This is a genomic window from Caviibacterium pharyngocola, from assembly GCF_002795405.1.
GTDB classification, from domain to species: domain Bacteria; phylum Pseudomonadota; class Gammaproteobacteria; order Enterobacterales; family Pasteurellaceae; genus Caviibacterium; species Caviibacterium pharyngocola.
In genome coordinates this window covers 91,995-112,477 of record NZ_PHGZ01000020.1, presented here as the reverse complement: position 1 = coordinate 112,477, position 20,483 = coordinate 91,995, and the positions used below count along the sequence as shown (strand labels likewise).

The window sequence follows — 20,483 nt, the reverse complement described above, 5'->3', positions numbered from 1 at the left end:
ACTAAGTCCTGTTATTTTTTATTTTTAATACGCCGTCTAACAAAACAAACCCCATCGCAATCATCAAACACACAAACAGCGGGTAGGTTTCTGCGTCGATTTTTTCGCCGATGATGAGGGCGACGATGAGCATCATAATGGGTTCGACGTAGCCTAATAAGCCGAGCAAGTTAATCGGGAGGATGTTGCTGGCGGCGATGTAGGAGTTGAACGCTACGCCGCTGAGTAATCCGAGTAAAAATAACAGCCCGACGATGTGTTCGTTGGCGAGTTGAACGCTGGGAATATCCACTTGCGAGGCGAAGTAAATGCAAATCGGTAAGGTGGTGAGCATTTCGAGGGCGAAGGCGGCGATGTCGGTCATTTTCAGTTGTTTTCGAATAATGAAATACAGCGCATAGCCGCAGACGGCGAGGCTTTCCCAAGATAATCCGCCTTTGAGGGCGATGTTGGATGTGACGCCGATTGCGGCGAAAATAATGGCGATGAATTTCAGTTTGGAAATATGTTCGTTGAAAAAAATGCGTCCGCATAACACTAATACCAACGGCAAAAGCAAATAGCCGAGGGAGACGCTGAGGGCGCTGCCGTTATTCGGCGCCCATAAAAACAACCACATTTGAAAGCCCATCATTGCGCCGTTAAAACAAAAGACCAAAAACAGCCAAGGTTGTCGTTTGATACGTTTTAGATGACTGATCAGCATATGTTTTTGGCGAAAGATAAATACCGCTGCGACGACGAAGGGCACGGTGAAAATAACGCGATAGCCGAAAATATCTTCGCCGCTTAAAGGCAGTAATAAGGTGGAAAAATAATAAATATAGCCGAATAATACGGAAGCGAATAAAGAAAAACCGACGCCTTTTAACATATTTCATCCAAAAACATTGCGAAATTACACCGCACTTTACCCTAACATTTGCCAAAATGCACGAATTAACGGGAGATTTAAACATTTCTTTTGCGCGCAAATGCCTAAATCGAACGGCTCGACCGGAATGTCGAGAGATAAGGTGGAGATTTGGCTGTTGAGCGGGCTGTTTTTGATCACCACATCGGGCAACATTGCCACGCCGCAACCCAAAGCGACCATTGAAACGATGCCTTCGTGTCCTGAAACCGTGGCGTAAACCGTGGGATGTTTCACGTTTTTTTGCCGAAACCATTGGTCGATTCGTTGCCGCGCCGGGCCTTCCACCGGCAAGATAAACGGAATTTTTTGCCAATCTGTCGGGGTTTGTTGCAACAGTTGCGTTGCCGTGCACGCCACGCGCGGGGCGATTAACGAAAGGGTAATATCGTCGATATAATGAAAAATCAGGTTATTCGGTAAATTCGCCGGTCTGCCGGCTAAGGCGAGATCCACTTGTTGATTCTGAATGAGTTGCACCGCCATTGCCGGATCGCCGGTGGTGAGTTGAATTTCCACTTTCGGATAATGGGCGCGGAATTTTTCCAATAAACTCGGCAAGTGGCTGTAGGCGGCGGTGACGGAACAAAACAGGCGTAATTCTCCGCTAAGTTCTTGTTGTGCAGAGGTGAAAGATTGTTTCAGTTGTTGCCATTGTTGCCAATTTTGTTGGGCGAAGCGTAAGAAAGTCTCGCCCGCTTCGGTTAACGAAACTTGTCGATTGTCACGTAAAAGCAAAATTTGTCCGAGTTCTTCTTCCATTCGTTGAATTTGGCGGGAGAGGGTTGACGGCGACATATAATGTTGCGCGGCGGTTTTGCTGAAATTTTTGCTTTCCGCTAAGTGAATAAATAGATTGAGATCATTAAAATTCATCGTGTAAGCCTTAAAGTGCGGTGGTTTTTTGCTGAGAAATTTTGCCTCTACGTTGCAAAAAACGCAACATTAAATGTCAATAATATCAATTTACGCAATGTTTAAAAAGCGTATAATCTTTGACATTACAACACAATATGCAAACACAACCTCATCAACAAAGAGTAACAAAGGATTAAAAATGGCTAACTATTTCAACACATTGAATTTACGTCAACAATTAGATCAATTAGGTCGCTGTCGTTTTATGGATCGCGAAGAATTTGCCGATGAAGCGAATTTCTTAAAAGGCAAAAAAGTGGTTATCGTCGGTTGCGGCGCACAAGGTTTGAACCAAGGTTTAAATATGCGCGATTCCGGTTTGGATATTAGCTATGCGCTACGTCCGGAAGCTATCGCGGAAAAACGCGCGTCTTTCCAACGTGCAACGGAAAACGGCTTTGTGGTCGGTACTTATCAAGAATTGATTCCGACCGCGGATTTAGTGATCAATTTAACGCCGGATAAACAACACAGCAAAGTGATCGCCGATGTAATGGGCTTAATGAAACAAGGTGCGGCGTTAGGTTATTCGCACGGTTTGAACATTGTGGAAGTGGGCGAACAAATTCGTAAAGACATCACGGTTGTAATGGTGGCGCCGAAATGTCCGGGTACGGAAGTGCGTGAAGAATACAAACGCGGTTTCGGTGTGCCGACATTGATCGCAGTTCACCCTGAAAACGACCCGAAAGGCGAAGGTATGGCGATTGCGAAAGCGTGGGCTGCGGCAACCGGCGGTCATCGTGCGGGCGTGTTGGAATCTTCTTTCGTGGCGGAAGTGAAATCCGACTTAATGGGCGAACAAACCATTCTTTGCGGTATGTTGCAAGCGGGTTCTATCGTTTGTTACGACAAATTGGTGGCGGACGGCAAAGATCCGGCGTATGCGGGCAAATTAATTCAATACGGTTGGGAAACCATCACCGAAGCCTTAAAACAAGGCGGTATCACGTTAATGATGGATCGTTTGTCCAACAGTGCAAAATTACGCGCTTTCGAACTTTCCGAACAAATTAAAGACAAATTGGATTTCTTGTTCAAAAAACATATGGATGACATTATCAGCGGCGAATTCTCTCGTGTGATGATGGAAGACTGGGCGAACGGTGACGCGAATTTATTAAAATGGCGCGAAGAAACCGGCAAAACCGGCTTTGAAAATGCACCGAAAGCGGACGGTATCAAAATCAGCGAACAAGAATATTTTGATAACGGCGTATTAATGGTGGCAATGGTTAAAGCGGGCGTAGAATTAGCCTTCGACACAATGGTGGCATCCGGTATTTATGAAGAATCCGCATACTACGAATCATTACACGAATTACCGTTAATCGCCAACACCATTGCGCGTAAACGTTTATATGAAATGAACGTGGTGATTTCCGATACGGCGGAATACGGTAACTACTTATTCGCAAATGTCGCTACTCCGATTTTGGCGAAAGACATTATCCCGAACCTTGAACGCGGCGATTTAGGTGAGCCGACACCGGCAAGCGAAATCGACAACGTGACATTACGCGATGTGAACGACGCGATTCGCAATCATCCGATTGAATTAATCGGTCAAGAATTACGCGGTTATATGACAGATATGAAACGTATTTCTTCACAAGGTTAAGACACTTTATCCGAGCCGGTCGCAAAGACCGGCTTTTTTGTTTTTGTCAGGAGGAAAAATGAAACTTTGGTATTCCACCACCAGCCCTTTCGTGCGCAAAGTACGCGCCGTGGCGCATTATCACCATTTGCAAGATCAAATCGAATTATTATTGGTCACGCGCGCCTTTTCCGCCGATTCGCCGCACAATCAAGACACCCCGTTGGGTAGAGTGCCGGCATTGCAGCTTGATAACGGCGAATGGTTATATAATAGTCAAATTATCGCCGAGTATTTGGACGCTATCGGCACGCAGCCGACCTTGTTCCCGCAAGGCGAAAGCCGTTGGCAAGTGCTGAATTTGTATGCGTTGGCAGAAGGTGTGTTGGAAAATTTGGTCGGTTTGGTGCTGCCGGAAAGAATGTTTCGTCCGGAAAACGAATGGTGGGTTGGGCGTCATCAACAAATTATGCAACGAAACGACCGCACTTTAACGCTTATCGCGCAAACATTGAAACAATTCGGCACCAAATTAAACATCGGCACGTTATACACGGTGTGTATGATTGATTTCTTGCTATTTCGCGCCAATGTCACCGGCGCGGCGGAATATGCGGCGATGGACGAATTGCGTCAATGGTCGGAGGAAATGAACCGGTTATATCCTTGCTTGCAAGCCACCAAACCGGTAATGCCGCCGCAATAAACGCGAGAAAATTTCACCGCACTTTAAGTTAAGCGGTTCAGTGTAATTCGAATGCGGGCGCGTCGGTGCGATGCGCCGCTTTGTGTTCGCGAATAATCGTCATAAATGGTTGGGCAAAACGTTCCAATTTAATCGAACCGACGCCGTTGATTTGCAACATTTCCCTTGCGGTGGTCGGTTGATATTGCGCCATTTCTTGCAAAGTCGCGTCGTTAAACACAATATAGGGCGGAATATTTTCTTTATCTGCGATTTGTTTACGCAAGAAACGCAAGCGCGCGAACAGATCTTTGTCGTAATTAACCACCGCACTTTTTTCCGCCGTGCGCGTGATGACGGATGAAATTCGCGGCGTTGCCAGTTCTAATTCACATTCTCCGCGCAACACGGGCTTAGCGTTTTCGGTGAGTTGTAACGTGCTGTTATATTGATCCACCACTTGGCGGAGCAAACCTAAATGCACCAACTGACGAATCACCGATTGCCAATATTCTTTGCTGCGATCTTTCCCGATGCCGAACACGCTGAGTGTATCGTGACCGTTGTCTTTGATCTTTTGATTTTGCAAACCACGCAAAACCGCCACCACATAATGCACGCCGAAACGTTGCCCGACGCGATACACCGCCGACATCACTTTTTGCGCGTCGATTAAGCCGTTATATTTTTTCGGCGGATCCAAGCAAATATCACAGTTATTGCAAGGCGTTTGCCGCATTTCGCCGAAATAATTCAGCAACACCAAACGCCGGCAGGTTTGGCTTTCGGCGAACTCGCCGATAGCTTGCAATTTATGTTGCTCAATTTGACGTTGCGGCGTTTCCGGTTTTTCCAGCAGCATTTTTTGCAACCACGCGTAATCGGCGGGCTCATAAAATAGCACTGCTTCCGCCGGTAAATCGTCGCGTCCGGCACGTCCGGTTTCTTGGTAATAGGCTTCAATGCTGCGCGGCAAATCGAAATGGGCGACAAAGCGCACGTTGGATTTATTAATACCCATTCCGAACGCGATGGTCGCTACCACCACTTGCACATTATCGCGTTGAAAATCTCGCTGAACCCGCTCACGCAGGGCGTTATCCATTCCGGCGTGATAGGCTTGCGCCGCCACGCCTTTTTTGCGCAAACTTTCCGCGATACGTTCGACTTTATTGCGGCTGTTGCAATACACAATGCCGCTTTTGCCTTTTTGTCCGAGCACAAATTGGCAAAGCTGCTCCATCGGTTTGAATTTTTCCACCAACATATAACGAATATTCGGACGATCGAAACTGCCGATATAAATATGCGGCGTTTGTAATTTCAGGTGAAATAAAATATCGCGCCTTGTGGTTTCATCCGCCGTGGCGGTCAGCGCCATAATCGGCGCGTCGGGAAAGCAGCTTTTCAGCCCGCCGAGCTGGGTATATTCGGGACGAAAATCGTGTCCCCATTGGGAAATACAATGGGCTTCGTCAATAGCGATAAAACTGACTTGGCATTGGGAAATAAAATGGAAAAAGCTTTGCGTGGTGATTTTTTCCGGCGATAAATACAACAACTTCAGTTGTCCTGACATCGCCATGCTTTGCACTTGTTGCTGTTGTTCGAAGGTTTGGGTGGAATTGAGATAATCGGCGGCGATTCCGTTGGTAAGCAGTTGATCCACTTGATCTTTCATTAATGAAATCAAAGGCGAAATCACCAAGGTTAAGCCGGAAAAACAAAGCGCAGGAATTTGATAGCACAGGGATTTTCCGTTTCCCGTCGCCATTACCACAAGACTGTCTTGTTTATTTAAGGCGGCGTGAATCACCTCTTGCTGCCCTTTGCGGAAGGATTGGTAGCCGAAAACCGAATTCAGCTTTTCAAGTGCGGTGGTTTTTAGCGCAGAATCTTGCGAAAAATCCACCGCACTTTTTGCTGTTTCTGCGTGTTCCGCCGAATGCGCCGATACGCTCATTTACGCGAAGCTCACCGTTTCTCCGTGCGCACGGCAGGCTTCTTCCAAGCATTGCCAAAATAATTTACCGTCGGAAGTCACCCATTGTTGATTTTTAAAGGCGAAATGAAAGCCGCCGTTTTTACCGGCAAGCCAGAGTTCCAGCAAAGGTTCTTGCTTGTTTACCACGACTTGACTGCGATCGGCGAAGGTGATGGTGAACACCGAACCTTGCGTGTCGCAATCCACATCACAATCCTGTTGTTCTAATTGTTCTTCGATGCTTAACCAGATTTGCTCGATATTTTGATGAAATTCCGCTACGTTCATAAAACTTTCCCGAATAATAAAAGAATAAACCGAGATTATAGAGATTTTCGCGCTTTTTCGCCAGATTGTGATAGCGCAAAGCGCGATTTAATGGTAAAAAATATCATCTTAATTCAGAAGGTAAAAAATAATGTTTCAACCATAAGGTAGATATTTGATGAAAAAACTGATTGCTATTTTTATACTCGGCGTCGTAACGCTTTCTACAGTCGGTTGCGGCGTAAAAGGTCCGCTGTATTTTCCGGAAAAACAAACCTCGCAAACACAACAATAAACGGTAAGGTAATTTATGGATTTTTTCCACTATCAAGATAATCAATTAATGGCGGAATCCGTTTCGGTTCGCCGCCTTGCCGAACAATTCGGCACACCCGCTTATATTTATTCCCGCGCCACCCTTGAGCGCCACTGGCACGCTTTTGATGATGCGCTGGGTCAACATCCGCATTTAATTTGCTTTGCGGTGAAATCCAATCCCAATATTGCGATTTTAAATATTATGGCGAAACTCGGTTCGGGCTTTGATATTGTGTCGCAAGGCGAATTGGAACGTGTATTAGCCGCCGGCGGCGACGCGAGCAAAGTTGTGTTTTCCGGCGTGGCGAAATCGGTGCAAGAAATTCGCCGCGCGTTGGACGTCGGCATTCGCTGTTTTAATGTGGAAAGTCCGGCGGAATTGTATCGCATTAACGAAGTGGCGGGCGAAATGGGCAAAATCGCACCGATTTCGTTACGCGTCAATCCCGACGTGGATGCGCATACGCACCCTTACATTTCCACCGGTTTGAAACAAAATAAATTCGGCGTCAGCGTAGATGAAGCGCGCGAAGTGTATCGTATCGCCGCCGAATTGCCACATATCGTCGTTACCGGAATGGATTGTCATATCGGCTCGCAATTAACCGAATTACAACCGTTTTTAGATGCTACCGATCGTTTAATCGTATTAATGGAGCAGCTTAAACAAGACGGAATTAACATCAAACATTTGGATCTCGGCGGCGGCTTGGGTGTCACTTACACCGATGAAAACGCGCCGCATCCGACGGAATATGCCGCGGCGTTGTTGGCAAAATTAAAAGATTATACGGAACTGGAAATTTTGCTCGAACCGGGTCGCGCCATCACCGCAAATGCCGGCATTTTAGTCACGAAAGTGGAATATTTAAAAAGCAACGAAGCGCTTAATTTCGCCATTGTGGATGCCGGAATGAACGATATGATCCGTCCGGCGTTATATCAAGCCTATATGAACATCATAGAAGTTGACCGCACTTTAGCGCGTGAAAAACGCGTTTATGATGTGGTCGGCCCGATTTGCGAAACCTCGGATTTCTTAGGTAAACAACGCGAACTGGCGATCGCCCAAGGGGATTTTATCGCCCAACGTTCCGCCGGCGCATACGGCGCAAGTATGGCTTCCACCTACAATTCACGCCCGCGCGCCATTGAAATTATGGTGGATGGCGATCAAGCACATTTAATCAAACGCCGCGAAAGCTTCGCCGACTTATGGCGCTTGGAATCGGTATTGCCTTAGCTTGCTGAAAAGTAAATAAAAAACACCGCACTTTCATTTGATTCTTAGAATGATAGAAAAAGTGCGGTGTTTTTTTGTTTTATTTCACACCAATGTCATCGCCGGTAAGCAATATTTTCTATACTTTTGGCGATATTCACTCGGCGACAATCCGGTTTTCTGCCTAAAACATTTACCAAAGTAACTTTGTTGATTAAAACCCGTTTGTTCGGCAATATCCCCCACAGATAAACTGCTTTCCAAAAGTAACTGTTGTGCTTTGGCAAGGCGAAATTCCATTAAATATTGGTAAGGTGTAGTGTTCATTGTATTTTGGAAACAGCGTAAACATTCGGATTTGCTGACGTGTGCACTCTGTGCCAAGCTGTCTAATGAAATCTCTTCGGCATAATGGCGTTCGATATAGTGCAAAAATTGTCGCATTCGTTGGGCTGGTTTGTTTTTGGGGATTTCGGCGGTTGGCTGAACAGATTGGGTGTGTTGCAATAATGCCAACCATAAGCGAGATAAGGTACTTAATACGGCATATTCATAAAAGGGAATAGGTTGATTTTCTAGTGCAATCAGCTCTTGCAATAATGCGGTAATCGCTTGATGTCCTGCGGTTTGAGCGGTAAAGGCATAAAGCGGTAAATGCTCGTTTCCTGCAATGCGATTAACTTCACGGCTTGCAGGGCTACCTAAATAAAAACTGACTAACTGGCGTGGAAAACGGAAAGTTTTGTAGCAGGCGTTTTCGGTCGGCACAATTTGGTGCAAGATATTTTCGTTGATAAACACCGTATCACCTGCCTTCAAGTGATAACGTTGTTCCAGCGTTACACATTCGATTTCCCCTTTTTCAATGTAAGTAAATTGAAAATCATCGTGCCAGTGCATAATATGAAAGCATATTTGCTCGGGTACGGCAACCGTCATTTTTTCATCTAATACCAGATAGGGGAAATCGGTGTGAGCATTAAGATTGGTAAAGTTTAAATAGTCGTTGTTTTGCATTTTATTGCCAATATTGTCGGTTAAATATCGATTTATCCAACAATATTAGCAATATCTCGTCAATATTCAAAATTTCACTTAGGGTGCTGTACTGTGTTTCGGTACAAAATATTCATCTTTAAAAGCCCCTTCTAATTTTAGAAAGGTAATTTTCTTGTCGATACCGCCAGCATATCCTGCAAGGCTATTATTAGACGCAACCACTCTATGACAAGGCACAATCAAATTAAGATTGTTTTTGCCCACTGCCGTACCGACCGCTTGTGCCGACATACTTTCAATGCCTTTGCTTTGGGCGATTTTTCGGGCGATTTCTTTATAAGTGGTTGTCGTTCCGTAGGGAATTTCACGCAGGATATGCCAAACTTCTTGTTGAAATGCCGTGCCGATCATATGAATAGGCGGTTCAAAATCAGGTTGTTTGCCTTGAAAATAAACATCAAGCCAACGCTTCATTTCTCGGATGCTTTGCGTTTCCTTCGGTTCATATTCTTTATCAAGACAGTAGGCATAATACTTTTCGCCTTTAAACCAAATACCAACCACGCCGACATCATCACTGGCAAGTAATATTTCGCCAACAGGCGATTGATAGAAACTGGTGTAGTGCATATTATTTTCCTTAAGCTTGCTCCGACAGCGACAAAGTCGCAATCGGTTAATCATAAGTCAGCCACGTTGTGGCTGATAATATATCTAAATATTTCGATCAAAATAACGTTCATCGTATTCAATCCCAGCTTCATTTAAAAGATATTTTGTTTCTTCAAGAAAGCTAGTGTATTGATGATGCTCTTTTTTATTTTTGATGTAATTAACGATTTTTTCACGTTCTTTATCCGAATAGCTGATCGCACAATAGCCTTTAGACCACGCATAAAATTGCGGAAATTCGGCGTGATGTTTTTCTAATAGCAAATGTGTCGCATTTTTCAGCTCTCTGACAAAATCAGCAACGGCAATATCAGAGTGTAATGCCGTAAAAATATGAATATGATCAGGCATTCCGTTCACACGATATAAAACCGAATTTCGCTCTTGAATAAATTTCCAAATATAAGTATATAAAATCTTCTCGTGTTCTACGGTAATTGCAGGCTTGCCATTTTTCGTTCTAAAAACAATATGATAAAGCAATCTTGTATAACTCATTTTCACCTGCCGTTACAGTCGCAAAGCGACTGACTTATGATTAACCGATTGCGACTTTAGTCGCTGTCGGATAAACGTCTTTTTCCTAGCACGGCAAAGCCGTACTAGGTTAATCATAAGTGAGCGACTTTGTCGCTCTTTTTGAGATAGCAAAACTACCGACTTATGATTAACCGATTGCGACTTTAGTCGCTGTCGGATAAAAGCAACAAGTGTTTTATCTCAATTTTTCGCTCGAGATCGCAAATTTTCCAAAAAATCTCACCGCTTGTTTTAATCTTTCGGTTTCGCTAATAAGAATGCTCCAACAAGTGGCACAAGTGCCACGCTATAAAGTGCGGTAGTTAATCCGTAAATATCGGCGATTTTTCCAAGTATTGGGGCAGTAATCCCGCCGATACTGATGGCAAGCCCAAGCGTGATGCCTGATGCAAAACCGATACGGTTCGGCAAATATTGTTGCCCTAATACCACGGTCGGGCTGTACACAATATGAATTGCCGCCCCCATTGGCAATAAAAGTGCGGAGGCGAAAAGTTCGTTTCCTGTCATCGCAAGCAAGGCAATACTCGGAAACAACACGGCAAAACCACACTTCAACACATTGCGCGCACCGAATTTATCCGCCAATTTTCCGCCGAATAAGGTGCAAATTGCGCCGATGGTGTAATAAATGCTGAGCATGGTATTGCCTACCGTTTCAGTTGTGCCGAGAACGTTGATCCAATAAAGTGCCAAAAAAGTGTTCAGCCCGTAATAGATAATCGAACGCCCGAACATTACCACACACAACACGGAAAATGCGCCCCATTGATCTTGTTGTGTTGCCTGTGCATTTGCTTGTTTCGCTTTTATTGAACCGCCGTTTAATTCGGTCAATGCACGGTAATAACGCCCAATCATCAAACAAGCGAGCAGTTCAATCAGCAAAAACGTGAGCGTACCTTGCACACCGAATAAAGCGATTGATGCAGTAATTAAAATCGGACCCATTGCCGCCCCCGTACTACCACCAAAAGCGAAGATACTTAATGCCGTGCCACGATTATGCAAGCCTGATGCAAGATTGACTAATTTCGCCGCTTGCGGATGAAACATCGCAATGCCGATACCGCTTATCATCACGGCTAAACAGAGTTGCCAAAAATCAGATGTGTAACCCGTTGCCGCAATGCCACCGCCAGCCAATAACAACCCCACCGGCACAATCCACACCCAATTAAACTTATCCGCCAAATGCCCAAACAGCGGCTGCACCACCGAGCTGACCATATTGGCAACCAAAACCAACATCGCTGCTGTGGTGTAATCATAATGATGAATAGCAATTAAAAAGGGCAATAACGCCGTTAATGCGGTTTGATTGATATCCGAACAAAAATGCCCGAACGCCATTAGATACTGATAGATTTTTTGGTTTGACATAAATACCCCTTAATAACTGATTGGTATTTTATGTGCTGAATCTGGATAGATGTTAGCAGAAAATCGGCTGATTTTATGAATATATCGTCAAAAAAGAGCTTAAAATGAAAAAATGGCAAGATCTCAACGCTTAAATGTTATTTTTTCGATGCTGATCGCAAAAATCGTTATTGCTGGTTGTCAGTTCAAAAACATTGGAAATAATAAATCCACTTAATTTGAACCAAGGAACAAGCAATGAAAACGGAACTTATCAATCCAACAGAATATAACGAAATTTTACATCAAGCTATTTCACACATTCACACCACCAGAACCCAAGTCGCCAAACAGATCAACAGCGCAGTGACTTCAGTGTATTGGGTGTTAGGCAAGTTGTTGTTTGAAAAACAACTATCGGAAGGTTATGGCAGTGCAGTGGTAAAGCAACTCTCTATCGACCTGAAAAAAGAATTCCCTGATATGGGGCTTTCACCACGCAATTTATGGGATATGAAGCGCTTTTATGAGCGTTATTATCAGGCAGATGAAAAACTGCGACAAGCTGTCGCAGTTTTGCCGTGGGGACATAATTTACTGCTTTTGAATAAAGTTGAAAGTTTAAAGATGGTTGAATTTTATGCTAATGAAACTATCAATAAGAATTGGTCAAGAGCGTTATTACTCAACGCTATCAAAATGGATACCTATCGCCACGTTCAAAATCAAATCGCTACGCATAATTTTGCTGAAACCTTGCCACAAATCAGTGCGGAATACGCCAATGAAGTATTTAAAAATTCCTATAATCTCGGCTTTTTGGGCGTAACTGAACCGCTTAAAGAGCAAGAATTAGAAAAAAGGCTGACAGAAAAGATCCGCACTTTTGTGCTGGAATTAGGCAAAAGCTTTTCCTTTATCGGCAATCAATACCGTTTGGAATATAACCAAAAAGAGTATTTTGTGGATATGCTTTTCTTTCATCGTGGGTTGCAATCTTTGGTGGTGATTGAGCTTAAAATCGGCAGTTTTAAGCCTGAATATGTTGGAAAGATGAATTTCTATTTAACACTGTTAGATAAGTTAGAAAAAGGCGACCACGAAAACCCGTCAATCGGCATTATTCTGTGTGCGGATAAAGATCATTTAGACGTAGAAATCGCTTTACAAGATATCGCCAAGCCTATCGGTGTGGCGGAATATCAACTCTTGCTACCAAAAGACGAATTGCAAACATTGGTGTTAAATGAGTTAAATAAAGAGAAATCATAACGGAATGAAAACTGCGACGTAGCGTCGCAGTTTTCGTTGTAACTTATTCAAGTGGTCGGATTTTTAAAAAATTTTGCAAATGCCAATACTCAGCACTGCCGTACTGTGTTACTCATAGCGAACGATTTTAATACTTCAACACTTCCCCTTCTTTCGGCACGCTCACGCGATCAGTCATTTTGTTTGCTTTGACAAACTCACGCATTTCATCGCTGGTTACCGAGCCGTGATTAACGGCGTCCATATGCACGGTGATGATTTGGGCTTTCGGGGCAACTTGATAGGCTTTTGCCACGTCTTTCGTTCCCATAATGATACCGCCTTCAATGCCTTCCAATTTCGCATCGCCTGTGTTCATTACCATTACTTGCGGTTGGTAGGCGGAAAGTGCCTGATCCACTTCGGCATTCCAAATAGTATCGCCCACGATATAGAGCGTTTTTTCCTTATCTGCTTGGAACACCACACCCATTGCATCGCCCAATACTTCGGCAAGCATCGGTACGCTATACATCTGATCCGTACCGTGTTGTCCGCCTGTTTTGCTGAGTTTCACGCCGTTGAATTCGGTGTTTTTGCCTACCACACGCACATCGGTAAAGCCTTGTGAACGAATGATTTTCGCATCGCCTGCGTTTTGTACGAAGATCGGCAAGTGTTTCGGCAGTAACTCTTGCGCCGCTTTATCCCAGTGATCATCGTGGGTGTGAGTAACAATCACCGCATCAACGCCTTTGATCACATCATCGGCTGATTGCGCCATTGAAATTAACGGGTTGCGTTTTTCGCTGTTGAGCGTTTGTGCAAAGCCTTCATACGCCCCTTTTTCCGCCAAATACGGATCAACTAAAAAGGTTGTTCCACCGTAATTGATTTTTGCCGTTGCATTGCGGATATGCTGATAATCAAAGGCTTGGGCAGAAAGTGCGGTCGTTAATCCGAGTGTTAAAAGTAGAGATTTAAGTTTCATTTTGTTTTCCTTCTATTGTTTGAACGCCGACTATTTTGCCGAAAATACGCCTATCAAAAAATTGACTTTTACGCCAATAAACGAAAGAATTGGGTCAAAGCTCAAAATAAGGAAAACTATGCCAATTAAAATCGGATTACTCTTTCACCCTGACGTTAAACTGTTTCAGTTTTCCGTTCCCCATATGATTTTTAGCGACTTATTGCCCGATCAGAAACTGTTTGATTTGTTTGTATTAAATATTGAACCGCATCGAACAGGTTCGGTTTTTCTTCATTTTGACGGCGGATTGGAACGGGCAGAAGAGATGGACGTGTTGATTGTGGCGGGTTGGCACGATGTGGACGAACCGCCGAGTGCTGAGTTGCAACGGGTGTTACAAAAGGCTTATGCACAGAACAAAATTTTGGTCGGTTTGTGTTACGGCACTTATGCGCTGGCGTACAGCGGTGTGTTGGACGGCAAAAAAGCGGCAACCCATTGGGCAGGCGAGCAAGATTTTATCAGCCGTTTTCCGCAAGTAAAACTCGACAGCAACGCCTTGTATGTGGACGACGGCAATATCATCACGTCCGCAGGCACGGCAGCAAGTTTGGATTGCTGTTTATACATCGTGCGTAAATTTTATGGCAGTCGCACCGCAAACCAAATCGCACGGATAATGGTTGTTCCGCCCCATCGGGAAGGCGGTCAGGCGCAGTTTATTGATACCCCCGTTCCCACCAAAACCAACGATCGCAATATCAATCAGCTACTTGCAAAAATTCGGGAAAATTCAACCGCTTGTTACCGCATTGATGAGCTTGCTGAACAACTGGCGATGAGCCGCCGCACCTTTACCCGCCATTTCCAAAAAGCCACCGGCACGAGTTTCACCCAATGGTTGATCGCCGAACGGTTGCAGAAAAGTTTGGATTTATTGGAAAGCTCCGCCTTGAGCATTGAACAAATCGCAGAACAAATCGGCTTTCAAAGTGCGGTCAGTTTTCGAGAACATTTTAAAGAGAAGTATCAAGTCAGCCCGAACCAGTGGCGGAAGACGTTTGGGGAGTAGGGCAAGCGGTCGGTTTGCAAAAAAACGACCGTTCTTTTACTTCAACCTATCCCTAACCCTATTCAAAAACAATTCCGCCGCCTTAGACAACGGGCGGTATTTTTTCCACGCAATATGGCTTTCAACGCTCAAAATCGGCTCAAAGGGGCGGAACGTTAGCTTACTTTCTTCGCTGGTATTCGCCAAATTATCCAAGCCCAAAGCAACGCCAATGCCTTGTTCTACCATAAGTGTGGCATTGAAAATCAAATTGTAAGTGGCGACAATATTCAATTCGCTGTAATCGTATTTCAGCCACTGCGATAAAAAATCACCCACTTGATTTTGCCATGAAGAAATCAGTGGAATATCACGCAAATCTTGGGGAGAAATACTCTCTTTTTGGGCAAGTGGATTGTCTTTTCTCATCAGTACACCCCAAACGTCTTTTTCGGGCAAGGTAAGGCTTTCATACGCACTAATATAAGCGCTTTCCATTAACAACACGCCAAAATCCAATAAACCTTGTTCCAATTTTTCTAATACATCATTGCCGTCTGCACTAATAATATGTACTTTGACTTGCGGATAATCTTGTTGGAATTGGTGCAACAGATAAATCAAATGACGCATCACCACAGTTTCACCACAACCAATATAAATCTCACCGCTAACGGCTTCGCTGGACGGCTTAAATTCCTGTTCGGTTTTTGATACCAACGCCAAAATCTCTTCGGCTCGGTGGCGTAATTTTTCGCCGTCTTCGGTCAATGTAATTCGCCGACTACCACGAATAAATAATTGTGTATCAAGCTGATATTCCAAATCAGCTAATTGGCGTGAAAGGGTGGGCTGGGTTAAATGTAAGTATTCCGCCGCCCCTGAAATAGAGCCTGTTTTAGCAAGGGCGAGAAAATAGCGTAGGGATTTGATGTCCATTTTTATGCCTTATCTATACTTTTTGGGCATAGTTTAACATAGAAACAAAGTATTATTCATACCAAAATGTTTTTCCTATAATGCACTCAACACAAACAAGGAGAGAAACAATGCAAAAACGCACCGCACTTTTCAATCTATTTTTCGCTACAAACCTATTTGCACAGGAAAAGGCGGCGTAATCGCCCACAAGCGGTTATTTTTTTCAGAAAATTTTACAAATAACAGGAGTATAAAATGAACAATATTCAAAACAAAGTCGTGATTATTACAGGCGCATCAAGCGGTATCGGCGAAGCCACCGCCTATAAATTAGCGGAGCAAGGGGCGAAATTGGTGCTGGGCGCACGCCGTGAAGAGAAGCTCAAAGCCATTGTGGAAAAGATCAAAGCCAAAGGCGGTGAAGCGGTTTACCGTGTTACCGATGTGGTGAAACCCGAAGACAATACGGCATTGGTAGAACTTGCCAAAACCTCTTTCGGTAAGTTAGATGCGATTTTCTTAAATGCAGGATTAATGCCAAATTCGCCATTCTCAAAATTAGAAACGAACAACTGGAATGCAATGGTTGATGTGAATATTAAAGGCGTGTTAAACGGCATTGCAGCGGTATTGCCAACCTTTGAAGCACAAAAATCAGGGCATATTTTAAGTGTGTCATCGGTGGCTGGCTTAAAAGTGTATCCAGGCGCAGGTGTATACTGTGGCACAAAATGGGCGGTGAAAGCCATTATGGAAGCCTTAAGAATGGAAAGTGCACAAGCAGGCACAAACATTCGCACCGCAACCATTTACCCAGCAGCCGTGCAATCGGAATTGGTGGCAAGCATTACCGACAGCGAAACATCGTCAGGCTATCGTGAGCTTTACGATACCTATGAAATCCCTGCTGAACGTGTGACAAACGTGGTTGCTTTCGCTCTTAGCCAACCTGAAGACACCAATATCAGCGAATTTACCCTAGGACCGACAACTCAGCCGTGGTAAACCTATTGATGATTTTGAATTGACCGATACCAATATGCAGAAAATCAATGCCTTAGATTATGGCAAGCCACTGATCCTAGACACTTATTCAATTAACGAAGCCTATCGCTTACACAGTATTCAATAGGAAAAACAATGCAAAAACTCACCGCACTTTTCACCCTATTGTTCGCCATAAACGCATTTGCACAGGAGAACCCGATGAAAATCAACGTTATTGCCAACGGCAAAACCTTATCCGCCACAATCAGTAACGGCACCTCCGCACAAGATTTCTACAAAATGTTACCGCTAGAATTGGAATTATCCGATTACGCTGGCGAAGAGAAAATCAGCTATCTGCCACGCAAATTAGATGTAAGCCAAGAGCCGTCGGGCGTATCTGCTAGCATTGGCGACATTAACTATTACGCCCCGTGGGGAAATTTAGCGATTTTCTACAAACCGCACGAAAAATCTCGCGGATTGGTGCATTTAGGTAAATTTGACGGCGATTTTTCGGCGATACTATCAGGCGAAAAAATCAAAGTGCGGTTGGAAAAGGCGGAGTAACCGCCACAAGCGGTCGGATTTTCTCATCAATTTGCAAATAGCAAAAAATGGCAAAATCCGACCGCTCTTTACACCTTCAAACTTTCCACCACCAATCTTAACGCGGGTGAGATATTGCGGTGTGGGTAATACAAATAACAAGCAGGTAGGGAGATGCTGTAATTGGTCAGCACTTCCACCAATTCACCGCTGTTGAGTTCGTTTTCCACCAGCTCTTTCGGCAAATAGCAAAGCCCTAACCCGAGTTTTACCGCGGTGTATTCACAATAGCTGTCGCTGAGTACCCATTGTCCTTGTACTTTTTGGACAAAAGGCTTGCCCCTGTGTTGAAAATCCCACGCATATAACCCACCGCTACCCAAACGGTAACCAATGCAATTATGCTTTTCGAGATCTTGCGGTTTCACAGGTGTGCCGTATTGGGCGAAATAATCGGGCGTTGCCACCACTGCCATTGGGATTTCCTGCCCGATTTTCACGGCGATCATTCCTTCTTGCACATCATTTCCCAACCGAACGCCTGCATCATAACGCTCTGACACAATGTCGGTCAGCTGATTTTCGCTAATCAGTTCCAACTGAATATTAGGATAATCGTTTTTAAAATGCGCAAGTTTAGGCAGTAAAACATACTGAATAACGTGCTGACTGGCGGAAATCCGCACCTTGCCTTTCGGATTTTCCCGGTTGCCGACCAAATTATCCAGTTGATTTTCCAGCAAATCAAAACTCTGACTTGCCGTGAGAAACAACGCTTCGCCAGCGTGGGTAAGCGAGACTTTTCGGGTAGTTCGGGTAAAAAGTTGCACGCCCAAACGCTGCTCTAACTGCGAAATGGTTTGGCTTAATGCCGATTGGGTAACATTTAATTTTAATGCCGCTTTGGTAAACGAGCCTTCACGAGCCACATTTAAAAAGCTGTACAGATCGTTGAAGTTTTCTTTCATAGTTTGTTGCCATTGTTATCGTAGAATGGGCTTCAGCCCATCATTTAAAACGTTGATATTGTGATTGATGGGCTAAAGCCCATCCTACATTTATTAGATTAACTTATAACTATTATAAAAAAACAGCCGATTATCTTCAAATTCCTTTTCCCTATAATACACACATCAACAACAAACACTTATTAAAAGGAACTCAAAATGACTAAATCAGTTTTAGCACGTCGTCAATTTTTACAAGGTGCGGTTGCAACAGGTGCGGCAATGGCGTTAAGCCCGTTGGCAATGGCAGTTACAAACGGCGTACCATCTCAAAATATCAACACTGGCTCAGGCAACGGTATGCTCGCTTTAACTCAAGAATGGGATAAAACTTTCCCAAAATCCGATAAAGTCGATCACCGCAAAGTGACCTTCACAAACCGTTACGGAATTACCCTTGCAGGCGATTTATATATGCCAAAAAACCGTTCGGGCAAGCTTGCCGCCATCGCATTTAGCGGTCCGTTCGGCGCAGTAAAAGAACAAACATCAGGGCTTTATGCACAAACATTAGCAGAACGTGGTTTTATCACTATCGCTTTTGACCCGTCTTACGTTGGCGAGAGTGGCGGTCAGCCACGAGGAATGGCATCACCGGACATTAACAGTGAAGATTTTTCTGCGGCATTAGATTTTTTAGGCACATTGCCTGAAGTCGATCGTGAACGTTTAGGTTTATTCGGTATCTGTGGTTTTGGCGGAATGAGCTTAAATGCGGCATCAATGGATACGCGTGTAAAAGCGTTGGCGACTTCGGTGTTGTACGATATGAGCCGTTCCATCAGCAAAGGCGTGGGCGATCAGCAAGATCTCTATACTGCGGCAGACCGCCGTTTAGTGAAAGATTACCTTGCAAAACAACGCTGGGCAGACGTGGATAGCGGCACTCGAGCGGTTGCTATGCACGAATTGCCGATTATAAACGGTCAAGTGGTTGAAGGTCTTACCCAAATTTTACCTGAAAATAAACCTGATGATTTCCCTGAAATGTGGGCAGGTTTCTTTGATTACTATCGCACAAAACGCGGTTACCACCCACGCGGCATTAACTCAAACACAGCGTGGCTTGCCACTATGCCGCTGTCGTTCTTCACCATGCCGATGGACGCTTTCACTTATGAAATTTCAGTCCCTGTATTGATCGTAGCAGGCGAAAAAGCGCATTCTCGCTATATGAGTGAAGACGCATTTGCGAAATTAACAGGCACGCAAAACAAAGAGCTGGTTATCGTACCAAACGCAACGCACACGGATTTATACGACAATGTCGCAAACAAAATCCCGTTTGATAAATTTGAACAGTTCTTTAAGGCGAATTTGAAATAACTTAACAAACCCAAAACGCTGTTTTTTCTTGTGAGAAACGGCGTTTTTACCCCTAAATCCCATACTTTTTAGGCATATCTAATCATAGAAACAAAGCATTATTCATAGTACAGCGATTTTGGGCGACATATCCACATTTAAGGAAAAAACAATGAAAAAACTGACCGCACTTTTCACTCTATTGCTCGCCATAAACGCATTTGCACAGGAGAAGGCGATGAAAATTAACGTGATTGCCAACGGCAAAACCTTATCTGCGACGCTTGCAAACAGCCACGCTTCGCAAGATTTTTACCAAATGTTACCGCTTGAATTGGAGCTTTCCGATTATGCAGGCGAAGAGAAAATCAGCTATCTACCACGCAAATTAGACGTGAGCCAAGAACCGTCAGGCGTATCTGCCCGCATTGGCGATATTAACTATTTTGCCCCGTGGGGAAATGTAGCAATTTTTTACAAACCGCATCAAAAAGCCCGTGGGTTAGTTCACTTAGGCAAATTTGACGGTGATTTTTCGGCGATTTTAACAGGTGAAAAAATCAAAGTGCGGTTGGAAAAGGCGGAGTAAAACCTTTATGTTGATCCTAGCACGGCAAAGCCGTACAAGGTTAATCATAAGTGAGCGACTTTGTCGCTCGGTTTTAAAGGTAGTAAAGCTACCGATTTCCGTCATCATTACTACCTAGGGAGAATTTGTCCCTATAAAGATTGTATTTTTTATTTACAATCTGTGACAATTTGTCACGGGTTCATTGCATTCTTGTTTATGTACAGCTTAAATTCAGGCGAAATCCAAGATGCAAATTCCAAGGCTAAATCAGCGTGAGCAAAAGTGCCCCATACCGCCCCGATTTTGACACAATCCCAATAGCATTAGTGCTTTCGAACCATTTTTGTGGCGAAAGAGTAAATGAATTAAATCCAGCTTCGTTTTTAAA

At 44.1% G+C, this 20,483-nt stretch carries 22 protein-coding genes; 10 read left to right on the top strand and 12 right to left on the bottom strand.

Annotated elements, in window-relative coordinates; genetic code table 11:
- Position 1: 1 nt before the first annotated feature.
- Positions 2-874 carry an EamA family transporter RarD gene (gene rarD, locus CVP04_RS09200; RefSeq protein ID WP_100297213.1) on the bottom strand — a complete coding sequence of 291 codons (873 nt, stop codon included), beginning with the start codon at positions 872-874 and terminating at the stop codon, positions 2-4.
- A gap of 36 nt (positions 875-910) precedes the next feature.
- Positions 911-1,789, bottom strand: a complete 879-nt coding sequence (gene ilvY / locus CVP04_RS09195; protein WP_100297212.1) for an HTH-type transcriptional activator IlvY — start codon at positions 1,787-1,789, stop codon at positions 911-913.
- 181 nt (positions 1,790-1,970) lie between these two features.
- Here ilvY and ilvC point away from each other — a divergent pair, with 181 nt between their 5' ends.
- Both ilvC and CVP04_RS09185 read left to right on the top strand, forming a co-directional pair.
- Positions 1,971-3,452: a ketol-acid reductoisomerase gene (gene ilvC, locus CVP04_RS09190; protein WP_100297211.1), complete on the top strand. Its 1,482-nt coding sequence runs from the start codon at positions 1,971-1,973 to the stop codon at positions 3,450-3,452.
- Between the two features lie 58 nt (positions 3,453-3,510).
- On the top strand, positions 3,511-4,137 hold the full coding sequence (locus tag CVP04_RS09185; RefSeq protein WP_100297210.1) for a glutathione S-transferase N-terminal domain-containing protein: 627 nt from the start codon (positions 3,511-3,513) through the stop codon (positions 4,135-4,137).
- 37 nt (positions 4,138-4,174) lie between these two features.
- On the opposite strand, the gene recQ is transcribed toward CVP04_RS09185, so the two are convergent.
- On the bottom strand, positions 4,175-6,079 hold the full coding sequence (gene recQ, locus CVP04_RS09180; protein WP_100297209.1) for a DNA helicase RecQ: 1,905 nt from the start codon (positions 6,077-6,079) through the stop codon (positions 4,175-4,177).
- Positions 6,080-6,388 (bottom strand): iron donor protein CyaY, encoded by a 309-nt coding sequence (cyaY, locus tag CVP04_RS09175; protein ID WP_100297208.1) that lies wholly within the window; start codon positions 6,386-6,388, stop codon positions 6,080-6,082.
- Positions 6,389-6,545: 157 nt separating this feature from the next.
- Between cyaY and lptM the strand changes: the two genes are divergently transcribed.
- Both lptM and lysA read left to right on the top strand, forming a co-directional pair.
- The gene (gene lptM, locus CVP04_RS09170) at positions 6,546-6,662 is read left to right on the top strand and encodes an LPS translocon maturation chaperone LptM (RefSeq protein ID WP_100297207.1); all 117 of its coding nucleotides are present in this window, start codon (positions 6,546-6,548) and stop codon (positions 6,660-6,662) included.
- A 15-nt stretch (positions 6,663-6,677) separates the two neighbouring features.
- Positions 6,678-7,928 carry a diaminopimelate decarboxylase gene (lysA, locus tag CVP04_RS09165; RefSeq protein WP_100297206.1) on the top strand — a complete coding sequence of 417 codons (1,251 nt, stop codon included), beginning with the start codon at positions 6,678-6,680 and terminating at the stop codon, positions 7,926-7,928.
- Positions 7,929-8,012: 84 nt separating this feature from the next.
- Here the strand turns inward: lysA and CVP04_RS09160 are convergent, their stop codons facing one another.
- The 4 genes from CVP04_RS09160 to CVP04_RS09145 form a co-directional block, all read right to left on the bottom strand.
- Positions 8,013-8,924, bottom strand: a complete 912-nt coding sequence (locus CVP04_RS09160; protein WP_100297205.1) for an AraC family transcriptional regulator — start codon at positions 8,922-8,924, stop codon at positions 8,013-8,015.
- A gap of 78 nt (positions 8,925-9,002) precedes the next feature.
- Entirely contained in the window at positions 9,003-9,536 is a 534-nt protein-coding gene (locus CVP04_RS09155; RefSeq protein ID WP_100297204.1) for a methylated-DNA--[protein]-cysteine S-methyltransferase, read from the bottom strand.
- Between the two features lie 84 nt (positions 9,537-9,620).
- Entirely contained in the window at positions 9,621-10,076 is a 456-nt protein-coding gene (gene tnpA, locus CVP04_RS09150) for an IS200/IS605 family transposase (RefSeq protein WP_100297203.1), read from the bottom strand.
- Positions 10,077-10,349: 273 nt separating this feature from the next.
- Positions 10,350-11,501 (bottom strand): MFS transporter, encoded by a 1,152-nt coding sequence (locus tag CVP04_RS09145; protein ID WP_100297202.1) that lies wholly within the window; start codon positions 11,499-11,501, stop codon positions 10,350-10,352.
- Between the two features lie 237 nt (positions 11,502-11,738).
- Between CVP04_RS09145 and CVP04_RS09140 the strand changes: the two genes are divergently transcribed.
- A complete protein-coding gene (locus CVP04_RS09140) occupies positions 11,739-12,752 on the top strand; it encodes a PDDEXK nuclease domain-containing protein (RefSeq protein WP_100297201.1) in 1,014 nt (337 codons plus the stop codon).
- 127 nt (positions 12,753-12,879) lie between these two features.
- On the opposite strand, the gene CVP04_RS09135 is transcribed toward CVP04_RS09140, so the two are convergent.
- Positions 12,880-13,722 (bottom strand): MBL fold metallo-hydrolase, encoded by an 843-nt coding sequence (locus CVP04_RS09135; RefSeq protein WP_100297200.1) that lies wholly within the window; start codon positions 13,720-13,722, stop codon positions 12,880-12,882.
- A 118-nt stretch (positions 13,723-13,840) separates the two neighbouring features.
- Here CVP04_RS09135 and CVP04_RS09130 point away from each other — a divergent pair, with 118 nt between their 5' ends.
- Entirely contained in the window at positions 13,841-14,776 is a 936-nt protein-coding gene (locus CVP04_RS09130; protein ID WP_100297199.1) for a GlxA family transcriptional regulator, read from the top strand.
- A 36-nt stretch (positions 14,777-14,812) separates the two neighbouring features.
- On the opposite strand, the gene CVP04_RS09125 is transcribed toward CVP04_RS09130, so the two are convergent.
- Entirely contained in the window at positions 14,813-15,694 is an 882-nt protein-coding gene (locus CVP04_RS09125; RefSeq protein WP_100297198.1) for a LysR family transcriptional regulator, read from the bottom strand.
- 237 nt (positions 15,695-15,931) lie between these two features.
- Between CVP04_RS09125 and CVP04_RS09120 the strand changes: the two genes are divergently transcribed.
- Positions 15,932-16,681 carry an SDR family oxidoreductase gene (locus CVP04_RS09120; protein WP_100297197.1) on the top strand — a complete coding sequence of 250 codons (750 nt, stop codon included), beginning with the start codon at positions 15,932-15,934 and terminating at the stop codon, positions 16,679-16,681.
- A gap of 135 nt (positions 16,682-16,816) precedes the next feature.
- Entirely contained in the window at positions 16,817-17,233 is a 417-nt protein-coding gene (locus CVP04_RS09115) for a cyclophilin-like fold protein (RefSeq protein ID WP_207761636.1), read from the top strand.
- A gap of 68 nt (positions 17,234-17,301) precedes the next feature.
- Here the strand turns inward: CVP04_RS09115 and CVP04_RS09110 are convergent, their stop codons facing one another.
- A complete protein-coding gene (locus tag CVP04_RS09110) occupies positions 17,302-18,180 on the bottom strand; it encodes a LysR family transcriptional regulator (RefSeq protein ID WP_100297196.1) in 879 nt (292 codons plus the stop codon).
- Between the two features lie 198 nt (positions 18,181-18,378).
- Here CVP04_RS09110 and CVP04_RS09105 point away from each other — a divergent pair, with 198 nt between their 5' ends.
- Both CVP04_RS09105 and CVP04_RS09100 read left to right on the top strand, forming a co-directional pair.
- The gene (locus CVP04_RS09105; protein ID WP_100297195.1) at positions 18,379-19,545 is read left to right on the top strand and encodes a CocE/NonD family hydrolase; all 1,167 of its coding nucleotides are present in this window, start codon (positions 18,379-18,381) and stop codon (positions 19,543-19,545) included.
- 151 nt (positions 19,546-19,696) lie between these two features.
- Positions 19,697-20,113, top strand: a complete 417-nt coding sequence (locus CVP04_RS09100; RefSeq protein ID WP_207761635.1) for a cyclophilin-like fold protein — start codon at positions 19,697-19,699, stop codon at positions 20,111-20,113.
- Between the two features lie 173 nt (positions 20,114-20,286).
- Here the strand turns inward: CVP04_RS09100 and CVP04_RS12455 are convergent, their stop codons facing one another.
- Positions 20,287-20,355 (bottom strand): hypothetical protein, encoded by a 69-nt coding sequence (locus CVP04_RS12455; protein WP_341476053.1) that lies wholly within the window; start codon positions 20,353-20,355, stop codon positions 20,287-20,289.
- Positions 20,356-20,483: the final 128 nt, after the last annotated feature.

Bases quoted from the DNA above. Each gene is read 5' to 3' on its own strand.
- rarD (WP_100297213.1), bottom strand. From the start codon at position 874: ATGTTAAAAGGCGTCGGTTTTTCTTTATTCGCTTCCGTATTATTCGGC.
- ilvY (WP_100297212.1), bottom strand. From the start codon at position 1,789: ATGAATTTTAATGATCTCAATCTATTTATTCACTTAGCGGAAAGCAAA.
- ilvC (WP_100297211.1), top strand. From the start codon at position 1,971: ATGGCTAACTATTTCAACACATTGAATTTACGTCAACAATTAGATCAA.
- CVP04_RS09185 (WP_100297210.1), top strand. From the start codon at position 3,511: ATGAAACTTTGGTATTCCACCACCAGCCCTTTCGTGCGCAAAGTACGC.
- recQ (WP_100297209.1), bottom strand. From the start codon at position 6,079: ATGAGCGTATCGGCGCATTCGGCGGAACACGCAGAAACAGCAAAAAGT.
- cyaY (WP_100297208.1), bottom strand. From the start codon at position 6,388: ATGAACGTAGCGGAATTTCATCAAAATATCGAGCAAATCTGGTTAAGC.
- lptM (WP_100297207.1), top strand. From the start codon at position 6,546: ATGAAAAAACTGATTGCTATTTTTATACTCGGCGTCGTAACGCTTTCT.
- lysA (WP_100297206.1), top strand. From the start codon at position 6,678: ATGGATTTTTTCCACTATCAAGATAATCAATTAATGGCGGAATCCGTT.
- CVP04_RS09160 (WP_100297205.1), bottom strand. From the start codon at position 8,924: ATGCAAAACAACGACTATTTAAACTTTACCAATCTTAATGCTCACACC.
- CVP04_RS09155 (WP_100297204.1), bottom strand. From the start codon at position 9,536: ATGCACTACACCAGTTTCTATCAATCGCCTGTTGGCGAAATATTACTT.
- tnpA (WP_100297203.1), bottom strand. From the start codon at position 10,076: ATGAGTTATACAAGATTGCTTTATCATATTGTTTTTAGAACGAAAAAT.
- CVP04_RS09145 (WP_100297202.1), bottom strand. From the start codon at position 11,501: ATGTCAAACCAAAAAATCTATCAGTATCTAATGGCGTTCGGGCATTTT.
- CVP04_RS09140 (WP_100297201.1), top strand. From the start codon at position 11,739: ATGAAAACGGAACTTATCAATCCAACAGAATATAACGAAATTTTACAT.
- CVP04_RS09135 (WP_100297200.1), bottom strand. From the start codon at position 13,722: ATGAAACTTAAATCTCTACTTTTAACACTCGGATTAACGACCGCACTT.
- CVP04_RS09130 (WP_100297199.1), top strand. From the start codon at position 13,841: ATGCCAATTAAAATCGGATTACTCTTTCACCCTGACGTTAAACTGTTT.
- CVP04_RS09125 (WP_100297198.1), bottom strand. From the start codon at position 15,694: ATGGACATCAAATCCCTACGCTATTTTCTCGCCCTTGCTAAAACAGGC.
- CVP04_RS09120 (WP_100297197.1), top strand. From the start codon at position 15,932: ATGAACAATATTCAAAACAAAGTCGTGATTATTACAGGCGCATCAAGC.
- CVP04_RS09115 (WP_207761636.1), top strand. From the start codon at position 16,817: ATGCAAAAACTCACCGCACTTTTCACCCTATTGTTCGCCATAAACGCA.
- CVP04_RS09110 (WP_100297196.1), bottom strand. From the start codon at position 18,180: ATGAAAGAAAACTTCAACGATCTGTACAGCTTTTTAAATGTGGCTCGT.
- CVP04_RS09105 (WP_100297195.1), top strand. From the start codon at position 18,379: ATGACTAAATCAGTTTTAGCACGTCGTCAATTTTTACAAGGTGCGGTT.
- CVP04_RS09100 (WP_207761635.1), top strand. From the start codon at position 19,697: ATGAAAAAACTGACCGCACTTTTCACTCTATTGCTCGCCATAAACGCA.